Genomic DNA, 23,999 nt, shown 5'->3' with positions numbered 1-23,999 from the left:
CACCTCAGTCAGTGTTGGGCATGCCGGCCGGACGTAGCAGCAATACCGCGAGTGGCGGTAGCGTCAACTCCAGGCTGGCGATTTGCCCATGTAGGGGGGAGTCTTCGGCGGTTAGCCGACCCAGGTTGCCCATGTTGGAACCGCCATAGCACTCCGCGTCACTGTTAAGGCACTCTTCCCACCCCCCAGTCAGCGGCACGCCCAGCCGATAACCCATACGTGGAATTGGGGTCATATTGGCAACCACCAGCAACGGCTCACCGGTGGCACTCCAGCGTAGCCAGGCAAAAACGCTATTGGTGTTGTCGTTGCCCACCACCCAGGTAAACCCCCGTGGTTCGCTATCGCATTGGTGCAGGGCGGGTAACTCGGTGTAGCAGCGGTTAAGGTCGCTCAGCAAGCGGTGGACACCGGCATGCCGGGCTTCGGCGAGCAGGGACCAATCCAGCTCACGGTCGTGGCTCCACTCCCGCCACTGACCGAACTCGCAGCCCATAAACAGCAGCTTCTTACCGGGTTGCGACCACATGATGGCAAGATAGGCGCGGAGATTGGCGAACTTCTGCCACTCATCGCCGGGCATCTTACCGATCAGCGACCCCTTGCCGTGGACTACTTCGTCGTGAGAAATCGGCAAGACGTAGTGCTCAGAGAAAGCGTAGACCATCGGAAAGGTCATATCGTGATGCGAGTAGTTGCGATATACCGGGTCCTTGGCGATGTATTCCAGTGTGTCGTGCATCCAACCCATGTTCCATTTATAGGCAAAACCCAGCCCGCCCTCCTTGGTCGGCTGGGTGACACCCGGCCAAGCAGTTGACTCCTCGGCAATAACGATGGTGCCGGGGACTTCCTCACTGATGACGTCATTGAGGTGGCGCAGGAAGTCGATGGTTTCCAGGTTTTCGTGACCGCCAAAGCGGTTGGGAATCCATTCGCCTTCGTTACGGGAGTAGTTGCGATAGAGCATTGAGGCAACGGCATCGACACGCAGTGCATCGACATGGAAATGCCGCAGCCAGTGCAGTGCCGAGGCGAGCATAAAGCCATGTACTTCGCGCCTTCCCAGGTTATAGATATAGGTGTCCCAATCTTGATGGAACCCCTCAAAAGGATGCTCATATTCGTACAGAGCGGTGCCATCAAAGCGTGCCAAACCGTGGGGGTCGGTGGGAAAGTGGGCCGGCACCCAGTCGAGAATGACGCCCAGCCCTGCGCGATGGCACTCATCAACGAAGTAGGCAAAGTCGGCAGGTTTACCGAAGCGGGCGCTAGGCGCAAACTGGCTCAGCGGCTGGTAACCCCAGGAGCCGCCGAACGGGTGCTCCATAATGGGCAATAGCTCGACGTGGGTGAACCCCAGGTCCAGCACATAAGGTATTAATTGCTCGGCCAGATCACGCCAACTATAGAGTTCGCCGTTGTCGCCGCCATGTTTGCGCCAGGAGGCAGCATGCACTTCATAAATGCTTATTGGATGGGTCGGGTCATGGATATTTTGCCGCTGGGCGATCCATGCGTCGTCATGCCAGGTAAAGGGGGTGGTATCAGCTACCACCGAGGCGGTAGAGGGCGGTGCTTCGGTGGCTAAAGCAACTGGGTCGGCACGCAGGCCAATCGCACCGTGGGCTTCGACCACCTCATATTTGTACGCCTCCCCAGGACCAAGGCGCGGTACGAATAACTCCCACACCCCAGCAGCGATGCGCAGGCGCATTATGTGTCGTCTGCCGTCCCAGCTATTGAAATTACCGACCACGGAAACACGTTGGGCATTCGGCGCCCAGACCGCAAAGCGAACGCCGTTGACGCCATCTATTGTCATGGGCTGGGCACCCAGGCAGTGCCCCAGCTGTCGATGATTGCCTTCGCCCAGCAGGTAAAGATCCATTTCGCCCAGCAGCAGGCCGAAGCTATACGGGTCCTCGGTTAGCTGTTCGCCTTGGGGCCAGCGAATACGCAGCAGATAGGGAGCCGCATGAGGTAGTCGGGCAGCGAATAGACCAGGGATTTGCATGCCCGTCAGGCAGCAACGCACACTGCCGCCGTCGCGGTCGAGTACATCAACCCCTACCGCGCCGGGTAGGAACACGCGCAAAAACTGCCCTTTGCCATCACTGTGAATGCCGAGGATGGCGAAGGGATCGCGATGGGTTCCTTGCGCTAGCGCACTGGCGTCTTCCTCAGTCAACCACAAGCTGCGATCCAGAAGGGGGCGGGTGTGAATAACATTATTCATGTGGCTTTCCTGGGCTGAGTTGTTCGATGAGGGCAGCTAAGCCGTGCAGCGGCACACCCAACCATTCGGGGCGGTTGGCGGCTTCGTAGGCAATTTCGTAAGCTGTCTTTTCGAGCACGAACAGGTCCACCGCCGCGGCGGCTCCGCTGGCTTGCTTCCACTCGTGGGGTATTTCCATGGTGGCCAGCCAATAAGCGTTGAGAAAGGCTTGGCGGCCTTTAAGCAGATACTGCTCCACCACCGAATGGCTAGTGTCGGTATGTGTATCGGCGCCTTCATTGTCGCCGGGCCGGGCTTCCTCCACCTTGGCATAGGCATAGTCGAAGGAGCGCAACATGCCAGCCACATCGCGCAGCGGGCTATCCTTCGCGCGACGCTCTTCCAAGGGCCTGGCCGGTTCGCCTTCAAAATCGATGATGTAAGCATCATCATGAGCCACCAGAACTTGGCCAAGATGTAGATCACCATGAATACGGGTGAGTAGGCTGCCTTGGGCAAGTTCCGCCATCTTTTTGATGGCATCCATCAACGTGGCGCGGCGAGCCAAAATAATGTCGGCAAGCCGCTGTTCGGCTTCGTTGGCAGTGTTCTTGTGTTGCTCCAGCACGTTTAGCGCTTCCTCAACACGCTGCGTCACGCGTTGTGTCCAGTGCTGCACATGGGAGAGACCAGCGACTTCGGGCGTGAATGCTGGGTCGTCGTTGGGCGTCGCCAGCACCATATGCAGCTCACCCAATCGACGCCCTAAGGTAGTGGCAAACTCTGCCAACTCCTCGAAGGCGCCGTAGCGGGCTTCGGCTTTTGGCTCGCTTGCCCGTTCGTCGTCCGCCACCGCTTCACGAATGGCACGTTCCAGCTTGTTGCGCGTCCATGACCAGGCATCGCCCTGGTTGTCGATGAAGCCTTGCAGAATCATGAGCGTCTGCGTGGAGCCCTCTTCGAGCCGGGTTACCACGCCGTACAGGGGCACGGTATGCATAAAGCCCCGCTCAGTCAGGTAGCTGCCGATCTCTGCTTCGGGATGGAGGCCAGGCTCCAAGCGTCGGAACAGCTTGAGCACTAATTGATGATTGATGATCACCGAGCTATTGGATTGCTCGGCACTCTGCTGAACCACCTCGAGGTGCTCGGGAAGCGTCAGTTCGGCGAAGGCGGCGGTTGGCAAGAAATGAATTTCTCCTTTCTCATAAGGCAGCACAGTGCCTAGGCGCATGTTTTCTAGTACCGCCAGCGTAAAGGCATCCAGGGTGACTGCATCGGTGAGCAGCCCGACTTCGTGGAAACGACGCACCCGTGCCATGGCGAGCTGTTGGGGTAGCGGATTGCTTTGCTCGTCTTCGCCCAGGAAAGCCAGCGGCAGTTGGTAGCGCTCGCTACCTTGGCCATGTTTGACCTCCAGCTCGGTAAACAGCAGTGAGTGCCCGCTGTGCTCAAGACGGCCGGTGGGGTGTAGGTGGACGTGTTCGATACGGGACTGCTTGGCAGCAAACCAGCGTCGCTTAGGCAGGTAGCTGGGCAGCGTTTCACGTTCGAGTAGCCGTCTGGGCGTCTCCTCAAAAATCTCCTCAAGGCGTTTTTTGATAATCAGCGTAACGTAATCCGGCATGGGCTCTGGTACAGGAACATGCCACTCCGGCATGGCGGTAGCCGGGGCCAGCAAGAACCAGAAAAAACCGTAGGGAGGCAGCGTCAGCAGGTACGCCAGTTTACCCACCGGTGGAAAGGCGCTTCCGCCGACCATTTCTACCGGCACCTGACCGGCAAATGCGGAAAGGTCGAGCTCTACCGCCTGAGCGGTGCTGGCCACATTGGCTACGCACAGCAGTGTTTCTGTTTCGCCATTGTCGAGCGTCATCTCACGCAGGTAGGAGAGAATATGCCGATTGGAGGGGTAGAGTGGGCGCATGGTGCCACGGCTGAAAGCACGGTGCTGACTGCGTACCGCCAGTAGCCGCCGCATATTGCTAAGCAGCGAGTGCGAGTCACGAATTTGTGCTTCCACATTCACCGTTTGATAGCCGTAGAGCGGATCCATAATGGGCGGCAGCACCAGCTTGGCCGGGTCGGCGCGAGAGAAGCCGCCGTTGCGATCCACCGACCACTGCATCGGCGTACGCACGCCGTCACGGTCGCCGAGATAGATATTGTCGCCCATACCAATTTCGTCGCCGTAATAGAGCACCGGCGTGCCCGGCATGGAGAGCAGTAGGCTGTTAAGTAGCTCGATACGACGCCGGTCGCGCTCCAGCAGCGGCGCTAACCGGCGGCGGATGCCTAAGTTGATACGCGCCCGGCGGTCGGCGGCGTAGTGATTCCAGAGGTAGTCGCGCTCCTTATCGGTGACCATTTCAAGGGTCAGTTCGTCGTGGTTACGCAAAAAGATCGCCCACTGGCAAGTGGCCGGTATTTCAGGCGTCTGACGCAGAATGTCGGTAATCGGGAAGCGATCTTCCTGAGCCAGGGCCATGTACATGCGCGGCATCAAAGGAAAATGGAACGCCATGTGACACTCGTCGCCGTCGCCGAAGTAGGGCCGGGTGTCCTCGGGCCACTGGTTGGCTTCGGCGAGCAGCATGCGGTCGGGGTAGCGCTCGTCGAGCACCGCTCGGATCTTCTTGAGTACCACGTGGGTTTCGGGCAGGTTTTCGTTGTTGGTGCCTTCGCGCTCAACCAGATACGGTATGGCGTCCAGGCGCAGGCCATCCACCCCCATATCGAGCCAGTACTCCATGACCTTGAGAATCTCGTCGAGTACCACGGGGTTGTCGAAGTTGAGATCCGGCTGGTGGGAGTAGAAACGATGCCAGTAGTAGGCGCCAGCCACCGGGTCCCAGGTCCAGTTGGAGGATTCGGTGTCGAGAAAGATGATCCGTGTGCCGGGGTACTTCTGGTCGGTGTCCGACCAGACATAAAAGTCGCGTTCTGGTGATCCTACTGGCGCCTGGCGCGCGCGCTGAAACCACTCGTGCTGGTCGGACGTGTGGTTAATGACCAGCTCGGTAATAACGCGCAGGCCGCGTCGGTGTGCCTCGTTGATAAAGCGCTGGGCATCCTCTAGCGTGCCGTAATCGGGGCTAACGCTGGTGTATTCAGCAATATCGTAACCATCGTCGCGACGCGGCGAGGGGTAGAACGGTAAAATCCAAATAGTGTTAACGCCCAGGCTGACAATATAGTCCAGCTTCTGAATCAAACCTTCGAAATCGCCGATACCGTCGTCGTTGGCATCGAAGAAGGCCTTCACGTGTACCTGGTAAATCACCGCGTCTTTGTACCAGAGTGGGTCATCGAGGAAATCCATCGCCTCGACGGCGTGTGTTTCGCTGCTGGCATCCATCATTGGCTTACCCTCTCTGCTTTGATCATTAGGTCAAAATTGACACGAACTAGCGGCTTCCAAGCCAATACCGTTGTTAGTAAACCGGTAGCTAGTGAACCGGGCGAAGTCGCCAAATGGCGAACGGCATAACGGCGGGGTCTAAGCGCATCGATTGCCATTTGCCATGCCAAGTCCATTGACGGCCACTCATGAGATCCTCCACATGCAGTGCCGCTTCGTCGGGAAGTTCGAATAGCGCCATGGGCAACTCAAAGGCGCCCTCCTGAGGCTCAAACGGGTCAAGGTTGACCGCGACCAAGATGGCCTCGTCGCTTTGCTCGGTGCGCTTGGCGAAGAGCAATAAACGGTCGTTGTGTACCGCATGGAAGGTCAGCCCAAGATGGCTATGCAGCGCCGGATTCTCGCGCCGGATTCGGTTGAGCTGGGTGATCTCATAGATGATGTTGCCGGGGGCGCTATAGTCGCGCAGGCGAATCTGGTACTTCTCTGAATCGAGGTACTCCTCCTTGCCGGGTACCGGTGCGCCTTCGCAGAGTTCAAAGCCGGAGTACATGCCCCACAATCCTGACCCCATGGTGGCCAGCGCCGCGCGAATCAGGAATCCCGCCCGCCCAGACGATTGCAGAAAGTAGGGATTGATATCCGGTGTGTTGACAAAAAAGTTGGGCCGATAGCCGTCACGCAGGGGCGATTCATTGAGTTGCGTGAAGTATTCGGTTAACTCCGCCTTGGTATGGCGCCAGGTGAAATAGGTATAGCTCTGTGTGAAACCCAGCTTGCCCAGGCGCAGCATCATGGCCGGGCGGGTAAACGCTTCGGCCAGGAAGATCACATCAGGGTCACGTTGGCGAATATCGGCGATTAGCCATTCCCAAAAGGGCAGCGGCTTGGTGTGCGGATTATCCACCCGAAATATTTTCACCCCTTCATCGACCCAGCCTTGCACCACATTGCGCAGTTCAAGCCACAGCGAGGGAATCGCCTCTTCGGCGTAAAAATCGACGTTAACAATATCCTGATATTTCTTGGGCGGGTTCTCGGCGTAGCGAATCGAGCCGTCGGGCCGCCAGGAGAACCAGCCGGGGTGCTCCTTTAACCAGGGGTGATCCGGTGAACACTGAATGGCAAAATCGAGCGCTATCTCCAGGCCGTGTTCGGCGGCAACACGGACCAGCTCGCGGAAATCTTCGCGGGTGCCAAGCTCAGGATGGATGGCGTCATGTCCGCCTTCTTCGCTGCCAATGGCGTAAGGACTGCCTGGGTCGTTCGGCCCGGCTTCAAGACTGTTGTTAGGCCCTTTGCGATACGCCCGACCGACAGGATGGATAGGCGGGAAATAGAGCACGTCAAAGCCCATGTCGCGAATTAACGGCAACCGCCTGTGTACATCTTTGAACGTGCCGTGGCGATTGGGATTGTCGGTTTCCGAGCGGGGAAACAGCTCATACCAGCTGGCAAAACCTGCTTTAAGCCGCTCTACCTCAAGCGGATAAAGGGCGTCGCTTCTGGTTAGATGCGGGCGAGTATCCGCTTTGTGCATCAACCTAGTCGTTTCATCATCTAATAGCAGCGCGACGCGGTCAGCATCATTCTGCGCTAGCCGAAATTGCTCGAGGAGGTCAGCCAGTGATTCATAAAGCGTTCCTTCGCTACGCTCGGCGGCTTGTTCCACCAGTCGTCTGCCTTCTTCCAGTTCGAGCCCGATGGGTACCCCCGCCTGGTGTTTCTTGGCAAGCTCGTAGTGATAAGTGGCATAAACATCCCACCAGGCTTCAATAATAAAACCATGGCGGCCCACCCGGTGAGGCGTGAAACTCCCTTCCCATACATCCAGGCCGAGGGGTTCGACCTGGCTCATGGGCGCGCGCTGTTGCTGCCCCTCATCGTCGTGCCAGCAGATAGCCGCTGCCAGCGCATCGTGACCGTCGGCGAAGATGGTGGCTTTCACCACTACCGTTTCGTTAACGATGGCTTTGGTCGCAAAGCGCCCCTGATCCAGGGAAGGGCTGACGGCTTCAATGGCAATGCGCGGGGCATGGGTGGCCGCTAGGCCATGGTTCTGGTGTTGACTCTGTGCCGGGAAAGTCCCGGACGTGGGATAGACAGGTGAACTCATCGCATGCTTCTCCTTGCAGCGCGAAAACGACAGCGAAGGTATCCGCGCCGCCTTATACCGAGGTAACGGCGCCTTCGTTGTGCTGCACTAGCTCTAGCAGGGCCAGTGAACGACCTTCCAACACATGTTCCTCACCAAAGGCGCGCTGGAACGGGGCTTCCTCACAGGTTTGGCTGGTGTCGAGGCGGCATAACCATCCGCTACCGCTTGGGGCGGCCGGTAGTTGAAAAGCGACGGCCTCGTGGTGCGCATTGAAAATTAGCAGCAAGGTGACATCGGCCCCCGCACGGCGTATGCCGGAAGGCTGCGCGCGACCATCGAGTAAAAGACCGAGTGTGCGCGCCTCGGTATCTTCCCAGCGCTCAACATCCATTTCGGCGCCATCCGGGGCCAGCCATGTCACTTCCTTGAGCCCCATTTCTTCGTTGTATTCACCTGAAAGGAAGCGACCTCGCCGCAGGATGGGGTAACGCATCCGAAGTGCGATCACGCGCCGCAGGTACTCGATCATGGCGTGGGCGTCACCGTCGAGATTCCAGTCCACCCAGCTGATCTCGTTATCCTGGCAGTAGGCGTTATTGTTGCCTTGCTGGGTGCGCAATAGTTCGTCGCCCGCCAGTAGCATCGGCGTGCCTTGGGAGAACAGCGTGGTGGCGATAAAGTTACGGATCTGACGCAGCCGTAATGCCTGGATATCCTCATCGTCAGTAGGGCCTTCGACGCCATGGTTCCACGATAAATTGTGGTCATGGCCATCCATATTGTCCTCGCCGTTCGCCTCGTTATGCTTATCGTTGTAGGCCACCAGATCAAAAAGGGTGTAGCCGTCGTGGGCCGTCACGAAGTTGACCGAGGCGAATGGCCGCCGGCCACGCCGTTTGAAGAAATCCGCTGACGCCATGAGCCGGGTGGCAAGCTCGGGTAACTGCCCTTCATCGCCGCGCCAGAAAGCGCGTACCGTATCCCGGTAGCGGTCATTCCATTCTGCCCAGCCAGGAGGGAAGCCACCGACTTGATAACCGCCGGGGCCGCAGTCCCAAGGTTCGGCAATTAGCTTAACCTGACTGAGAATAGGGTCCTGTCGACAGGAATCGAGAAAGCCGCCCCCCTCGTCGAAGCCGTGGGGTTCGCGGCCAAGAATGGTCGCCAAATCAAAGCGGAAACCGTCGACGCGCATTTCTGTGGCCCAATAGCGCAGCGAGTCGGTGACCATTTGCAGCACACGCTGATGGCTAAGATTAAGAGTATTACCCGTGCCGGTATCGTCGATGTAGTAGCGCGGCTCTTCGGGCATCAGCCGGTAGTAAGAGGCGTTGTCGATGCCTTTAAGCGAAAGGGTGGGACCTAGCTCGTTACCTTCGGCCGTGTGGTTGTAGACCACATCGAGAATGACCTCCAGGTCGGCGGCATGGTAACGCGCCACCAGCTCTTTAAATTCATTGATGCTTTCGCCAGAGATATAGCGCGAATGGGGGGCGAAAAAACCGAGCGTGTTGTAGCCCCAGTAATTGCGCAGCCCTTGCTCTAACAGGCGCTGATCATCTACGAAGGCGTGGATCGGCAGTAACTCAACCGACGACACGCCAAGGGAGTGAATATAGTCAACCACATCGTTGACCATCAGCCCGGCAAAGGTGCCACGTAGCGCTTCTGGTACCGAAGGATGGCGCATGGTATACCCACGAACATGGGTCTCATAAACAATGGTGTGATCCCAAGGCAACTGCACATCCCGAGAGCGACCCCAGGTAAAGGCCGGGTCGATCACGCGGCAACGCGGCATAAACGGTGCACTGTCCCGATCATCGAAACTTAGATCACCGTCGGGATGGCCGATGGTGTAACCAAATAGTGCTTCATCCCATTGCAGGTCACCCACAATCTGTTTGGCGTAAGGGTCGAGCAGCAGCTTGTTGGGGTTGAAGCGGTGGCCTTCCTCGGGGGCGTAAGGGCCGTGTACACGGTAACCATACAGTTGGCCGGGGCGGGCGTCGGGTAGGTAGCCATGCCAAACTTCGTCGGTATATTCGGGCAGCTCTACACGTGCCAACTCCTGTTCGCCGGTTTCATCAAACAGGCATAGTTCAACCCTCGTGGCATTCGCCGAGAACAGAGCGAAATTAACGCCTAGCCCATCCCAGGTCGCCCCTAAAGGAAACGATGATCCTTCGTGAACACGTGTCTGCCGCATAACGCTTGGGGTTTCGTCGGCGGCAACGGACTTATCGCTGTCCCGCGAGGCGTGGCTTGTATTCATTGCATTCATCCTTGGGCCATTCGGGCACTTGGGTGTTAGCTAACGTTTTAACGTCTGTTTGTTAACAAGCGTTTTTTAACGACCGTTTTTAAAAACAGCTTTTAACTCTCGGGGTCGCTTGTCTTAGGCGTATTGGTTTTCTTCGCCTGTGGCGTCGCTTTTTTCGTTGTCTTGGCGTCTGTCTTTTTAGCCGTTGCCGTCTTACCTGCTTTCTTAGATGTGTTAGCTGTCTTAGCTGTGCTCGTCTCTTTGCTAGCGGCCAGCGGGTCGCTGCTACGCCGCGGGCGGCGGGTACGCGCCACCGTGGCGGAGTCCTCAGGCAGTGGTTCCATCGAACTCGCTGTAGCGTCGGGGGCGGTGGGCGCTTGGGGCGGATGGCCCCGATCCTGTACCGGCACGTCCTGCCCGACTAAGGTGTCGTCGCGAAAGGGAGCTTCATCGAAGTCGGGGTCGCCGTCCGGGTCTTCCAGCGGTAAACGGTTCTCCTGGATGCCTACCTCGTCATCCTCTAGCGGCAAGTCCTCCTCCAAGATAGGTGTTTCGTCCAGAGGCTCACCGACTTCTTCCAAGTCGGCGTCGTTACCGGCTGCTTGCTCAGCGGCAACGATCTTTAATGCCCTATCCCAATGGCGTTGCTGTTGGCCTTCGGGGCGTCCTTCAGCTTCCCAGATGCTGTAGGCCAGTTGACGCACGCGTTCTTCGTCAGTCATGTCAGCTCATCCTATGTGCTATGTCACAATTCGTTTTCGACGCTCGTTTTCGATGTGACAGGGTGTGGAAGTCATCTAGAAGTAACCCAAGCGCCGCTGCTCTCCGTGTCGTTGTTACGCAGATAGACACCGATGGGGAGTTCCGCCAGCAAGGAGGCGATAGGAAGTCCGTGGTCGCCTATCTCCAGAGAAGACTCGGTCAAAATCCCCTGCCAAACGCCAGCATCTGGCTGTAGCAAAGTATCTCCCCAGTGCGTCGGGGGAATATGCGGTAGCTCAGCGTTGCCTAGTAGCGCTGTCGTCAGCCGGGGTACTACCACCAACAATCGGTAGCCAGCGTAACGCCGGGTAAATGCCATCACGTGGTCGGCCTGCTCACCAGTTGCCGAGAGAGGATGATAATCACCGTGGGTAAATAGCCGCGGATGACGATGGCGCAGCGTCAGCAACCGGGCGATGAGCGCTTGCTTTATCCGTCCATCCCGCCACGTTAACAGTGCCTCTGTAGGCGTTAGGGCCGCTTCAAGCGCCGCTTGACGCGCGGCATGGTCGACGGGTCGGCGATTATCAGGATCGACCAAGCTGTAATCCCAGAATTCGCCACCTTGGTAGAGGTCAGGCACGCCGGGAACGGTCAGGCGCAGTACCGTTTGTACGAGGCCATTGAGGGCGCCAGGTAGATCAATAGTGCGTGCCGCCGCTGCAATGGAATCGCGCAGGGGCGGTGTGGTCAGTAAGTCCTCAAGGAACGCTTGTGAAGCGGACTCATAAGTATCATCTGGCCATAGCCAATGGCTGCGTAACTTGGCTTCGCGCAGGGCTTTTTGCTGCCACTGAGCGATCCGCTGGGTAAACATTTGCATCGCGTCGTTGTCCAGCGGGTCAAGCGTTGGCGCCCACGCCCCTAGTAGCACCTGATAGAGAATCAGTTCATCGCCCGGTGATGGGGCGATCCCATCGGGCAGTGAGCGTCGTAGCGGTGCCGCTAACCGCCGCCAATGCTCCACTTGCGTAGCAAAGTAGGTGGCGTGTTCACTGAGCGCTGCCAGCCGTGCGCGAACATCTTCGCCACGTTTGTGGTCGTGAGTGGCGGTGGTCACCATGGAGCGGGGGAACTGGCGGGCACGAAAGGCATTCGCCTCGTGAAAGTGCCTGGGAGAATGGCTGAAGTGCTCGCCATCAAAACCCACATCGTTGCGTGAGATCAACACGGCGCTGCGATACCCGGCGGTATCTTCCACCGCCTTCGCCGCCACCGGTGAGGTGAGCTGCTGAAAGCGCACGATGGCGCGCTGGCGCAGTCGGCGCTCGTCATCCTTATCGATGTCGCCAGGCGCTTCGCCGCCCAGCCAGCGCTCTAACGCGTCGAGCACTGCCACATCTGGCGGATTCAGCGCTTGCCGAGCCCCTCGCATCGCCTGAGCGAAGAAGGGCGCATCGGCCTCGGGGCGTCCGGCCTCATCGGCATAGCTGCGATAGATAGGGAAGTGAACGATTAAGGCTTCCAGCGCCCGGCTGATGGCCGCCAGGGTAATATCCCGGCTGGCCAGCCGGGTGCGGGCAACGGCATGTAAAGCGTTAGCACAGGCATTGAATTCGCTGGCCAATAATGAGGTCAGTATCTCGCGCCTGGCCAGCCGTACCTCAGCTAAAAAATCAACGTCTCGGCCACTGATTTCCTGCCAAAGCGTGCGCAGTGGTGCGGCGCTGGCCGGGTCGTGCTGTATGCCTGAGACCTCGTTCATAAACTCATAACCGCTGGTGCCGTCCACGCCCCAGTCGTTATGCAGCGTTTCGCCATCACCCAAAATCTTTTCTACATAGAGAGCGACTTGGCGAGGCACATCGCTCGGTCGCTTGGCTTGCAAGGTATCCAGGCGCTGGCGCAGCGTTAGGCAATAGCCGCGTGGGTCGGCAAGCCCATCAACGTGATCGACCCGTAAGCCGTCTACCCAGCCCGCTTCGACCAAACGTAACGGCAGGGCATGAACGGCCTCGAACACTTCCGGCACTTCAACGCGTAGCCCGCCCAGTTCGGTGACATCGAAGAAGCGCCGCCAGTTGATCTCATCAGAGGCGGTGCGCCACCACGCCAGGCGGTAATGCTGGCGTTCAAGTAAGTTATGCAGGCGAATGGCACCGTTGGGGTTTGCACCGTCAAACAGGGGCAGAACAGCGTCGAGCGACTGCCGGGCAGCGGGGGATTCCATCACTTTGCTTAGCTGGTAACGCGCCTCGTCAGCAGCGGTATAGGCGTCTTCGCGTTGCTGCAGGGCATCGAAAAAGGCCGCCTGTTCGTGCAGCACGTTGTGCTCAGCAAAGCGTAGTATGTCGCCGTAATGACGAGGATCGATGGGGAAACGGTGCTCGTGATAATCCACATGGAAGCCCGCCTTATCGGCGTCGTAGCTCAGTTCTAATTCACCGGAATGCAGGGTTTCGGCATAAGGATCACCCAAGAACGGCACTAGCAGCTTTCCGGCAAGCGAGAGGGCGGCGTTATTAATATCAGCAGCGTGCCAGTCAATATCGAAGAAGTCGGCATAGGGGCTATCTTTCCCCCAGGTCAGCACATCCTGCCACCAGCGGTTTTGGGAGCCCCCCACCGCTAGGTGGTTGGGGACAATATCCAGGATTAGCCCCATGCCACGCGAGCGAAGCCGCGATACTAGGCGCTCCAGCGCCGCCTCACCGCCTAAATCAGGGTCGATGCGTGTTGGGTCGATGCCATCGTAACCATGGGGCGAACCGGCACGTGATGCCTGTAGAGGTGAGGCATAAATATGACTAATACCCAGGCTGGCGTAATAGTCTACCCAGTGTTCGGCATCCTCTAGGGTAAAGTCGCGGTGAAACTGCAACCGCACAGTCGCGAGGATTTCATTCATGAGTCGATTTCCCAAATAGGGCGGATCGTGATGGTTTGCTAGAGGAGGTGGCTTTGCGCGCACGTGTCAGCGCCACGAGCCGTTGACGAACCTCATCCGATGTCAGTAAATCGTTGGCATCGGATGCCCAGCGCCGACGCCAATTAGGGTGCTCATCCACCGTGTTTGGTAAGTTGGCTTGCTCCTCAAGCCCCAGGGCGTCTTCAACTGGGAGCAGGAGTAACGGCGCGGGCGTGGCAGCTAAGTGGCGCGCACACGCATCGAGTACCTGCGAGGCGGGTATATCGGCTGCTTCTAGTGTCTCGGTCGTCGGCTTTACACCCAGTAAGCCCAGCGTAGTGGCGAGTTTGGCCCGTTCCTTGCGCCTGGCTAGCTGTTCGCTTTCAGCACTTTGCGTTTCCTTGAGTAGCCCCAGGCGGCTGCGCCATTCAATATCGCGCCCCGCCCACCAGCCCGCCACGGTGGGCAGGTCATGGGTTGAGGAGGTTGCCATGGCATGTGGGTTCCAATCGCTGGCGGCAAGGAAGTTATGCGCCTCGTCCTGCTCGAACCACAGCACCTGCATGCCTAATATGCCGCGTGCGGTAAGGCGTTCTCGAAAGCCGGGGGCGACGGTGCCCAGATCTTCACCAATCACGATGCCGCGGTGTCGCCAGGACTCCAGCGCCACTAGGCGCAGCATGTCATCTAGCGGGTATTGGAGATAACCGCCTTCAGTGGGCGATGCGCCACGAGGGATGAGCCATAATCGCAACAAGCCAAGGATATGATCGATCCGCACCCCGCCGGCATGGGCGAAGGCACTGCGCAGCATGTCGATAAAACTACGAAAGCCTGAACGCTTTAGGCCATCGGGAGAAAAAGCGGCAAGCCCCCAGTCCTGTCCATGGGCATTAAACAGGTCGGGTGGGGCGCCGATTGAGACGCCTTCCAGCATATCCGTCGGGCGGCTCCAGGTTTGGCTGCCTCCAGCATCTGCCCCCACTGCCAGATCAGCGATCAACCCAATCGCCATACCACTCTCACGGGCGACGCGCTGGGCACGGGATAGTCCCTCGGCGGTTATCCACTGCAAGAAAGCATGAAAACCTATTTCATCGGAGCGGGTTTCGGCGAAGTGAGCGAGTTTAGGGCTAGCGGGGTCGCGTAGCTCCGCGGGCCATTCTCGCCAGTCGCCGGGGCCGAATTCTCTTTGCAGTGCTTCGAAGCGGCAATGATTTTCCAGCAAGGCGCCACCCGCACGTCGAAATGCCTGCATCTCTCGGTGTAGGGCTTGTGCTTCATCATCTTCACGCACCATGAAGTCATCGTAGAGATAACGTAGCCAGGAGAGCTTGGCGCGTGATGCCTCGGGCCAGTCAAGGTAGTCATCGGCTTCCAGACGTCGCAGCTCAGCTTGCAGCCCATTACGGGCCTGGGCGTCATGAACACTGGCGTCGCCCAGCAGGGTTTCCGCAGCGCTGTAAAGCACGTTATAGAATAGGCGGGTGGAGGGGGAGTAGGGGCTGTAGCGCTCAGGGTCGGCGCTGAACATGGCATGGGTCGGGCTAATCGCCAGGGCATCCGCGCCTTGCTCGGCGGCATGCAAAACGCACTGTTCCAGCGCCAAGGTGTCGCCAATACCGCCGTCACCGGGGCGCCGCAAGGCGTAAAGCTGCGCTGCCAAGCCCCATAGCCGTGGTGTGGTCTCACCGCTGGCGTCACTAAGCGAATAACACTGGTGTGGCGCGACGGCCAGGGTCAGTTCGGTATCGGCTATCTGCAACTGGTGATAGCCGATCTCGGTAACGCTGGGCACCGCACCATTATCGTCGAGGTAACCTTGTTTAGAACCGCCCTGCTCAAGCTGCAATGTAAACGCGGTGCCGGGAGGCAACGGCGAGGGCAGCGTGATCGGTGTGTCACAGTCGGCGGTAAGCAGCGGTGGCCATTCTGCAGGGCTTGCCGGTGCATGGAGACGTTTCAGGCGTTGCAAGCCTTCCTCTATGGCGGACTCACTCGCCGTTGAATAGCCGAGTACTTCCAGTAGGTTACGCTGAGCCTGCTCAGACAATTGGCAGGGCTCGCCGTCGCTATTTTCCCACTCCAGCAGTAAACCGGCCGCTTCGGCGAGTTCCTTCAACGGCGCTTTCATGCACTGACCTCCTCGTCACCGGGGTTGTGACGCAACCAGGCAGCCGCAGTGCGGGCTGGCATCCGGCCGCTCTCGGCGGCCTTTGCGGCCCCTTCGGTGGTTTCATAAAGCAGCTGACCTACTCCCAATCCCGGCGTGGTGGCTGCCTGCTGCCCAAGATTGAGTGCTATCACTAGTTGGGTGTCGTCATTCATTTGCCAGCGGGCCAGTACGGCCTTGTCGCCGAGTACTTTTGCCCCCAGTGCTTCCGCGCCAGGCAGGCGCGGCACAATATGCTGGTGGCGCAGTGCTAATAGCGTGCGATAGCGCTGCAAGCAGGCGGCAAAGGGAGAGGTTTCCCTCGCGGCGAAGTCGGGGATGGAGGCTTCGAAGGTGGTCAGCGCATTAGGGTCGGGTATGCGTTCGCGGCTCTTTTTGTCAAGAAAAGCGCAAAAGTCGGCAAACTCTGCCCGCCGCCCTTCGCGAACCGCTTGAGCGAGCTCCTCATGATGTTCGGTGAAGAATAGAAAGGGCCGGGTGGAGCCCCACTCTTCGCCCATGAACAGCAGCGGGATCATGGGTGACAGCAGCAGTAAAACCTCAGCGGCTGCCAACGAATCGGCATCAGTGAGTACATTTAACCGCTCGCCGAGGGCGCGGTTGCCGGTCTGATCATGGTTCTGGAGAAACGCGACGAAAGCTGTCGGCGGCAGATGGGCGCTGGGCTCTCCGCGGGAATGTCCATGACGCGATGTATGGCCCTGAAATATAAAGCCTTCACTGAGGCAGCGGGCCAGCCGGGGCGTAGCGTTATCGACAAAATCGCTGTAATAGCCTTCCTGCTCGCCGGTCAGCAAGACATGCATCACGTTGTGCCAGTCGTCATTCCATTGAGCGGTAAACTGCTGTTGGTTGAGCAGGCTGGCGGTATTGCCTTCGTTCTCTAGCACCAGATGAATATGCCGCTCGGGGGCTATTCGGTTGCGTATTGTTTCGGCCAACTCGACCAGGAAATCCTGCTCGCTAATGGCGTGGACAGCATCGAAGCGCAAGCCATCCAGGTGGTACTCCTCTAGCCACATCAAGGCGTTATCGATGAAGTAACGGCGTACCATTGGTTGGCGAAAGTCGATGGAGGGCCCCCAGGGCGTGACCAAATCCTCACGGAAGAAGGCGCCAGCGTAGTTGGCCAAATAGTTGCCGTCGGGGCCGAAGTGGTTGTAGACCACATCAAGAAACACCATCAGACCGTAGGAGTGGGCCTCGTCGATCAGTGCTTTCATGTCATCAGGGCTGCCGTAGGAGGCTTCCACCGCGTAGGGCAGCACGCCGTCGTAGCCCCAGTTACGCGCACCGGGAAATTCCGAGACCGGCATCAACTCAATGGCAGTGACACCCAGTTCGGCCAGGTAGGGCAGGTGTTGGCGCACGCCTTTAAAGCCACCCAGGGTGCCGACATGCAGTTCGTAAAGCACGGTTTCGTGCCACGGGCGCCCCTGCCAATCGGTGTTTTTCCACTGGTAGTGGTTGGGGTCGATCACCACACTGGGGCCGTCGATATCACCGGCCTGGGCACGGGCGGCAGGGTCGGGTACGAGGCTGCCCTGCTCATCGTTCTCATCGTCGAACACTCGGTAGCGGTAGCGAGCACCGTGCTCACAAGCCACTTCGGCCGTTGCGCGGCCGTCATCGGCCTGGTCCATGGTGACACTGGGCAGTCCTTCAACCTCTACATCGACCCGGCGAGCGCCTGGCGCCCAGAGCACGAACCGAGTTAAACCTTCCTTGACGATCTGCGCGCCGAAGACAGGTTGAAAGTTATTCTTTTGCAGTTGAGGCCTTTCAAACATCGCTTGCCACCTCTTTCACCAGTCGCTTTCACAGGGGCGTTCTCACCAGGACCTTGTTACTGAACCAGAGTCGCCTCATTACCTGCCTGCTCAAGGGCCTGCAGGTACAGCTTGCTGTAGGGGACGATTGACTGCTTCCAGTGGTAGCGTCCCGCCATCGCAGCGCCGCGCATGGCATTGAACAGATCGGTTGAGCGGTACACGGCAAAGGCGCGCTGAATGGCATGCATGTAGCTGCCGAACTGCATGTCGTCGAACAAAAAACCGGTCACGCCGTCCTCAATCGTATCGGCCAGGCCGCCGGTGCGGTGAGCAATCGGCAGGGAGCCGAACCGCTGGGCATACATCTGGCTTAGCCCGCATGGCTCGAAGCGTGATGGCATCAACAGAAAATCACTTCCCGCGAAAAGGCAGCGAGCCTGATACTCGTCGAAACCGATGTAAGCGGCGATAGCGCCAGGAAAACGAATGGCCAGCTTACGTAAAGCTTCCTCGACATGGTGTTCGCCGCAGCCCATAAAAACGATTTGGCCGCCCGCATGGACAATGGCCTTCGCGGCCTCGATGGTCAGATCCAGGCCTTTCTGATGCACCATGCGTGATATCACCGCAAACAAGGGGCCTTGACTGGGGGTTAGCCCAAAGTGACGACGCACATAATCAGCATTGGCACGCTTACCGCGCCAATCGTTAGAGGAGAACGCTTGGATCAAAAGGCTATCGGTGCGTGGGTCCCAGGAATCGTCAATGCCATTGGGGATGCCGCTCAAGCAACCTTGTTCGTCTTTGCAACGAAGTAGCCCGTCGAGCCCACAGCCGAATTTCGGTGTCGTGATCTCCTGGGCATAGGTCGCACTAACGGTGGTCACTTGCGAAGCATAGACGATTCCCGCTTTCATAAAGGAAATGTCGCCATAGTATTCGACGCCATCAATATGAAACGCCTCGTCAGGAATGCCGAGCACCTCAAGGCGCGAGGCATCAAACACGCCCTGGTAAGCCAGATTATGAATGGTAAAAACAGTCGGGATGGGTTGCCCTTGGCCTTGCCAGTGCAAATACGCCGGTGCCAAGCCACAGGCCCAATCGTTGAGGTGCAATAACTGGGGCTGCCAATCGAGATTTGCCTTGCCCAAGGCGATATCGGCAGCTGCCCGTGACAGGCGAGCAAAGCGGATATCATTATCTTTCCAGCCTTCATCTTGACCATCGCCATAACCGCTAGAGCCGGTGCCATAGGGAGTGCCTTCACGTTCATAAAGCTCTGGGCAGAGCAGTACATAAACGATCAGCCCATCGCGGCAGGTTAGCTGGCCAATATCACACGCTGGCAATCCCGCAAAAGAAGGCAAATGGCCAACAGTTACAATGTCATAGTTGGACTGAACCATTTCCCGATAAGCGGGGATTAATACCCGTACATCGTGATGCGCTGCCAGTGCGCGGGGAAGTGCCGAGGAGACATCGCCCAGACCGCCGACCTTAACGAAATCGGTAATTTCAGTGGTAACAAATAGAATGCGCTGTGGAGAGTCGAGTTTATCGTTATGGCTTCGATCTATAATGCCATAACGGCGATCGGTAACAGTTTGATTTAAATGGTGCCGGGGGATTAATTGGTTATAGGTAAAAGGAACCTCTTTCAGTCTAGGCCCCTCTTGTTCGTCATTTTCTACCATGCTCTCGTCCGGCATGCTTTTAATGTTAGCAACCTCACTCAAAGCCACATCGCCCATGTTCTACCTCCCTGGATTACCATGGTCAACACTGTTTAATTGATAGCTTTTAACTAGATGGCCTTAAGTCAGGCCGTATTTAACTATCTAATATTTAACTATCGAGTATTTAACTACCTAGCTCATTACTCCTTAATGACTTCCTTTCCTTACCCTCGGCTACCATGCCTCTAGGCGTTGTATCGGAAGTCGCTACTTAAGAACAGGCGCTACTTAAAAACTATAGTTGAGAAATCATAGGTTAGCTAAATGGGGGGCGACCATAACCTACATCAATAAGCGTGTTAAATAAGTATTGGAAGAGCTAAAGAGGCACAATGGAAGAGCGGTTAAGTTCGTTAAATTCTTTGGCTTTAAAGGGTTATGTTTAAAGTTTAATAAAAGATAAGAGGGTTTTTTCTATTTTTGTTTGTTGAATTTCCCTTTGTCTTTAGCGAGCTGGGCTGTGTTTTTAACAAAAGTAAATAATAACTTTGGCTTGCTTATTAATCGCTTAGGGCAGGGGGCGAGGGCCATTGCGAAAAAAAGCATGGCCCGTAGCATTTAAGCCGATAGCGAAAGAAAAAACAGGATCAGCGGGGGGGATAGCAGCGAAAGAATAAACCCGCTGACCACGGCGATAGGGACGCAGGCCACGCCGCCATGTTGCTGAATGACGGGCAAGGTGAAATCCATGGAGGTCGCCCCGCCGTAGCCAATCGCCAACGCGGTATGGCGATGGATCACCAGCGGAATCAGGATAAACGCCAGCAGCTCGCGGGTGAGGTCGTTGAAAAACGCCACGCCACCCATTAGTGGGCCTAACTGATCACCAATCAAGATAGCGGACAGCGAATACCAGCCGAAGCCCGAGGCCATCGCCAACCCTTCGTTCCAGCTAAGTGAAAGCAGCGGTGCGGCAACCAGGCCCGCCAGTAATGAGCTGATTGCTAGGGTGACTGCAATCATCAGCCCCATACGGTTAAGCAGGATTTGTCTAAGAGGCATACCTGAGTTGCGCAGCTGGCAGCCAATCAGTGCCAATAGTAGGTAAAGCACCCATTCGGCGAGTAAATCGGCGGTGCTGAAAAGCCCTTCGCCCACAAGAGGCCCTGCCAGCAGGCCGACGATAACGCCGCCCGCCACCACAGCAACGAGCAACAGCGAGCCCTGCATGGCGGCCAATTTACTGGTGGGTGCATTCTTTACCACCGGCGAGTTGCCTGCCTTAAGGGGCAAACGGCATGATAACCACCAAAGCGCTGCTAGGTTAAAGGCGGTGGTAATGCTAAATAGCAGTAGGGCGTTGCCACCTAAGCGTGAAAATTGGCTAGCTAGGTTTTCTAGCCCCGCCAAACTGATGCCCATGAACAGTAAAATCAAATAAACCGAGCCGCTAACGGCTCGGTTTATTAACTGCTGAATGCGGGTGGCATGCACCGGTACCAAGTAGCCAAGAACCAGCGGTAACAAAACAATCAATAAGCCTGAAAACATTTAGGGCGTCGTGCCCCCGTCTGGGTTGAAGTTGGTTAACGTCAGCTGCGTTTCGCGGCTGCCCTCTTTTTGGTACACCGCAGACAGAATCAAGCCGGGCCAGTCGGGGTGAAAGTGAAGTTGCAGCAGGCGGTCAGGTTTCTCTATATCAATCAAGGATACCTGCAGCGCTTCAAACTCACCGGCAGGGACGCTAATGGTGTCAGGGGCGTTGGTATTTTTTTCTGTAACATAATACTGAAAGTGCTCATCACGCCCCTTTTGATCAACAAACTCAATCTCGCAGGGAGCGCTCTCGATGCAGTTTTCATGCCCCGCCCGGCGCGATAAATCAAACAGCGCCGTTTGCCGATCTAAGCTGGGAATATCGTTTTCGTTTAATTCATAGCTATCACCGACGCCTAGCACTGAGTAGCTGCTATTAAAGAGCAGCGCCTGGGTCTCATCGCCGTTGACAGCAAAACGGCTGAATTCCTGGCCGCGTGCCACGGTAATGGAAAAACGCATGTCGCTTAACCAGTGGCTACCTTCGTTAGTGAGCCGGTGGGTGATGGTGGCCCCAGGCCAGCCGCGCACTTCAAGCCGGTATTGGGCCTCAAAGGGGCGTGGGTCTTTGAGTGTGTCTGCTGCTAACGCCATGCCGCTCAACCAGAAAGCGGCAAGACTCAACCCTATCCCCGCAAGCATGCGGCTAGGCTGTCGTGCGAAAACATTGACCAAGGCCGTCCCTCCAAAAATGGTGTCTTCCTAAGAGCCTTTAGCCAGCGCTTGGTTCCCAGCGCGCTAGTATAACCGCGGTGGAGGAGGGCTTCAGTAGCCCGCGTCCGGGTTGACGGTGGAGAGTTTTTCACCTGATTCAAAGGCATGTAAGTAGGAAATTACCTGGTCGATGGCATCATTCAGCGGCGTAGGCGCCGCCATATGCGGTGTAACGACCACATTGGGATGCTGCCATAGCGGACTGTTTGTCGGCAGCGGTTCCTCCTGAAAGACATCCAGTAGTGCCCCTCGCAAGTGGCCCGGCTGGTCAGCACTGCCCAACGCATCCAGCAATGCCTGTTCATCAATCAAGCTGCCCCGGCCTGGGTTGATCACGCTGGCGCCTTTGGGTAATTGGGCAAGACGCTCGGTGTTAAGAATGTGTTTGGTCGCTTCCGTGTCAGGCAAAATAGTGACTAAGCTTTGCACCTGTCCTAGCAGTTCGGTTAGCCCGTCATCGCCGTGAAAACAGTGTACGCCGCTAATTTGCTTGGGCGAGCGGCTCCAGCCCAGCACCGGAAAACCAGCTTGCTGCAAAGCGCTGGCCACAAAACCACCTATCGCCCCCAGGCCTAGTACACCCACCGGCCACTGCGATTTCTCTACCACGGCCTGTGGTTGCCAGGTGGCGCTTTGCTGCTGTTCCCGGTAACGGTCCATGCTGCGGTAAAAATGCAGCACACCATACAGGGCGTAATCGGCCATTAACTCGCCCATGCCCGCATCGCGTAACTTCACAATCGGTACATCGCTAGGCAGCCCTGGCGTTTTCAGCAGGTAATCCACCCCGGCGCCTAAGTTGATAATCCCTTTTAGTTGAGTCTGTTCTTGCAGCAAATGCGCAGGCGCTTTCCAAATGGCGAGGTAGTCAGCCTGTTTGCGCTCCTCCGCGGGTGCTTCGCTAGTTAGCACTGTGGCTTGGGGCAGTGCCTGTGAAAGCGCCTCCTGCCACTGTGCAGCTTCGTCAATATGGACAATAATTTTCATCCCGCCTCCTCTCGATAAAAGTGTCTTCACTGCCGTTATCATGGTGAGCGATGGGGACTGTTGCAAGCTCGCTCAGCCTAAATAATGATGTTCTATGCACTTTTTGTCATAAAGCCTTTGACCGCTAACCGAGGGTCGGTGCTAGTATCGCCTTAAGACGACATTGGCGGGCCTGCTGCAACCACAGCAGATGCAACCCCGACGCCTGATCGGTGGTGGCCAGGTCGATCCTGTGGCCCAGCGTTGTGTGCCTAACAGTAGGCAGCACGTTGGTTCTTGGTGATCCTTAATGGCGAGTTGCCCGATGACTCAGGTTTCCCTACCTTTCACACGCGAAGAATATGCTACCCGCCTGTGGAAAGTGCGTGCTGAAATGGCCAGTCGTGGCATTGACGTATTAATCGTCAGTGACCCTTCCAATATGGCTTGGCTAACCGGTTACGACGGTTGGTCGTTTTATGTGCATCAGTGTGTCCTGGTGGGCCTCGAAGGCGAGCCGGTATGGTTCGGGCGGCGCATGGATGCCAACGGTGCCCTGCGCACCTGCTGGATTGATCCCGACAACATTACCTACTACCCGGATTACTATGTGCAAAATCCGGATATGCACCCGATGGAGTATCTGGCGCAGTCGATCATGCCTGATCGCGGCTGGCACTTGGGTGTCGTGGGTATGGAGATGGATAACTACTACTTCTCCGCCAAGGCCTACCTGAGCCTGCTGAAAGAGCTGCCCCATGCACGCTTTATGGATGCCAATGCGCTGGTCAATTGGTGTCGTGCGATCAAGTCGCCCCAGGAAGTGGCCTATATGCGTATTGCCGCCAAAATCGTGGAAGGCATGCATACGCGTATCTTGGAAGTGATCGAACCTGGCCTGCCGAAGAGCAAGCTGGTGTCGGAAATTTACCGCGTTGGCATTGAAGGCTTTGTGGATGAGAACGGCAAAGTATTTGGCGGTGACTATCCCGCCATTGTGCCCATGTTGCCCACCGGTAAAGACGCCGCCGCACCGCACCTGACCTGGGACGACACGCCGTTTCGCAAAGGCGAGGGTACTTTCTTTGAAATTGCCGGCGTGTTTAAGCGCTACCATGCGCCGATGTCGCGCACGGTGTATTTGGGTACGCCTCCGGTCGATTTTATCCGCGCGGAATCGGCCCTGTTGGAAGGCATTGAAAATGGCTTAGCGGTCGCTAAGCCCGGTAATCGCACAGCAGACATCGCCATGGCGCTGGGTGCCGCGATGGATAAATATGGCTTTGACCGTGGCGGTGCCCGCTGCGGCTATTCCATCGGGCTTTCTTACCCCCCTGACTGGGGCGAGCGCACCATGAGTCTGCGCCCCTCCGATGACACTATTCTGGAGCCGGGCATGACGTTTCACTTTATGCCGGGGCTCTGGGAAGAAAACTGGGGCTTGGAAATTACCGAAAGCATCTTGATTACCGAAGATGGCTGCGAAACCCTGGCCAATTTTCCGCGCCAGCTGTTTGTTAAGTAGTGGTTTGTAAAAAAAGGAATATCC

At 57.2% G+C, this 23,999-nt stretch carries 13 protein-coding genes; 1 reads left to right on the top strand and 12 read right to left on the bottom strand.

Annotated elements, in window-relative coordinates; translation table 11 throughout:
* Positions 1 to 4: 4 nt before the first annotated feature.
* The 12 genes from glgB to CXF87_RS16850 form a co-directional block, all read right to left on the bottom strand.
* A complete protein-coding gene (gene glgB, locus CXF87_RS16905) occupies positions 5 to 2,239 on the bottom strand; it encodes a 1,4-alpha-glucan branching protein GlgB (RefSeq protein ID WP_101147465.1) in 2,235 nt (744 codons plus the stop codon).
* Positions 2,232 to 5,579, bottom strand: coding sequence for a maltose alpha-D-glucosyltransferase (gene treS / locus CXF87_RS16900; protein ID WP_101147464.1), 3,348 nt, complete (start codon positions 5,577 to 5,579; stop codon positions 2,232 to 2,234). The genes glgB and treS overlap by 8 nt, the downstream gene beginning before the upstream one ends.
* An 88-nt stretch (positions 5,580 to 5,667) precedes the next feature.
* Positions 5,668 to 7,695, bottom strand: a complete 2,028-nt coding sequence (locus CXF87_RS16895) for an alpha-1,4-glucan--maltose-1-phosphate maltosyltransferase (protein WP_198556124.1) — start codon at positions 7,693 to 7,695, stop codon at positions 5,668 to 5,670.
* 52 nt (positions 7,696 to 7,747) lie between these two features.
* A complete protein-coding gene (glgX, locus tag CXF87_RS16890) occupies positions 7,748 to 9,952 on the bottom strand; it encodes a glycogen debranching protein GlgX (protein ID WP_198556123.1) in 2,205 nt (734 codons plus the stop codon).
* A gap of 101 nt (positions 9,953 to 10,053) precedes the next feature.
* Positions 10,054 to 10,662 carry a DUF2934 domain-containing protein gene (locus CXF87_RS16885; protein WP_101147463.1) on the bottom strand — a complete coding sequence of 203 codons (609 nt, stop codon included), beginning with the start codon at positions 10,660 to 10,662 and terminating at the stop codon, positions 10,054 to 10,056.
* A 71-nt stretch (positions 10,663 to 10,733) separates the two neighbouring features.
* On the bottom strand, positions 10,734 to 13,550 hold the full coding sequence (gene treY / locus CXF87_RS16880) for a malto-oligosyltrehalose synthase (protein WP_101147462.1): 2,817 nt from the start codon (positions 13,548 to 13,550) through the stop codon (positions 10,734 to 10,736).
* Positions 13,543 to 15,684, bottom strand: a complete 2,142-nt coding sequence (malQ, locus tag CXF87_RS16875) for a 4-alpha-glucanotransferase (RefSeq protein WP_101147461.1) — start codon at positions 15,682 to 15,684, stop codon at positions 13,543 to 13,545. The genes treY and malQ overlap by 8 nt, the downstream gene beginning before the upstream one ends.
* Positions 15,681 to 17,513 (bottom strand): malto-oligosyltrehalose trehalohydrolase, encoded by a 1,833-nt coding sequence (gene treZ, locus CXF87_RS16870; protein ID WP_101147460.1) that lies wholly within the window; start codon positions 17,511 to 17,513, stop codon positions 15,681 to 15,683. Before treZ ends, malQ begins: the two co-directional genes overlap by 4 nt.
* A 56-nt stretch (positions 17,514 to 17,569) precedes the next feature.
* The gene (gene glgA / locus CXF87_RS16865) at positions 17,570 to 19,249 is read right to left on the bottom strand and encodes a glycogen synthase GlgA (protein ID WP_101147459.1); all 1,680 of its coding nucleotides are present in this window, start codon (positions 19,247 to 19,249) and stop codon (positions 17,570 to 17,572) included.
* Between the two features lie 543 nt (positions 19,250 to 19,792).
* Positions 19,793 to 20,725, bottom strand: a complete 933-nt coding sequence (locus tag CXF87_RS16860) for a lysine exporter LysO family protein (RefSeq protein ID WP_101147458.1) — start codon at positions 20,723 to 20,725, stop codon at positions 19,793 to 19,795.
* Positions 20,726 to 21,445 (bottom strand): hypothetical protein, encoded by a 720-nt coding sequence (locus CXF87_RS16855; protein ID WP_101147457.1) that lies wholly within the window; start codon positions 21,443 to 21,445, stop codon positions 20,726 to 20,728.
* 90 nt (positions 21,446 to 21,535) lie between these two features.
* Positions 21,536 to 22,471, bottom strand: coding sequence for a 2-hydroxyacid dehydrogenase (locus CXF87_RS16850; RefSeq protein WP_101147456.1), 936 nt, complete (start codon positions 22,469 to 22,471; stop codon positions 21,536 to 21,538).
* A 304-nt stretch (positions 22,472 to 22,775) separates the two neighbouring features.
* On the opposite strand from CXF87_RS16850, the gene doeA reads away from it, so the two are divergent.
* The gene (gene doeA, locus CXF87_RS16845) at positions 22,776 to 23,975 is read left to right on the top strand and encodes an ectoine hydrolase DoeA (RefSeq protein ID WP_101147455.1); all 1,200 of its coding nucleotides are present in this window, start codon (positions 22,776 to 22,778) and stop codon (positions 23,973 to 23,975) included.
* The last annotated feature ends 24 nt before the right edge of the window (positions 23,976 to 23,999 follow it).

Source organism: Halomonas sp. MES3-P3E (genome assembly GCF_002836035.1).
GTDB lineage: Bacteria > Pseudomonadota > Gammaproteobacteria > Pseudomonadales > Halomonadaceae > Vreelandella > Vreelandella arctica.
The sequence above is the reverse complement of the archived record's forward strand: the minus strand, read 5'-3'. Positions and strand labels throughout refer to the sequence as shown.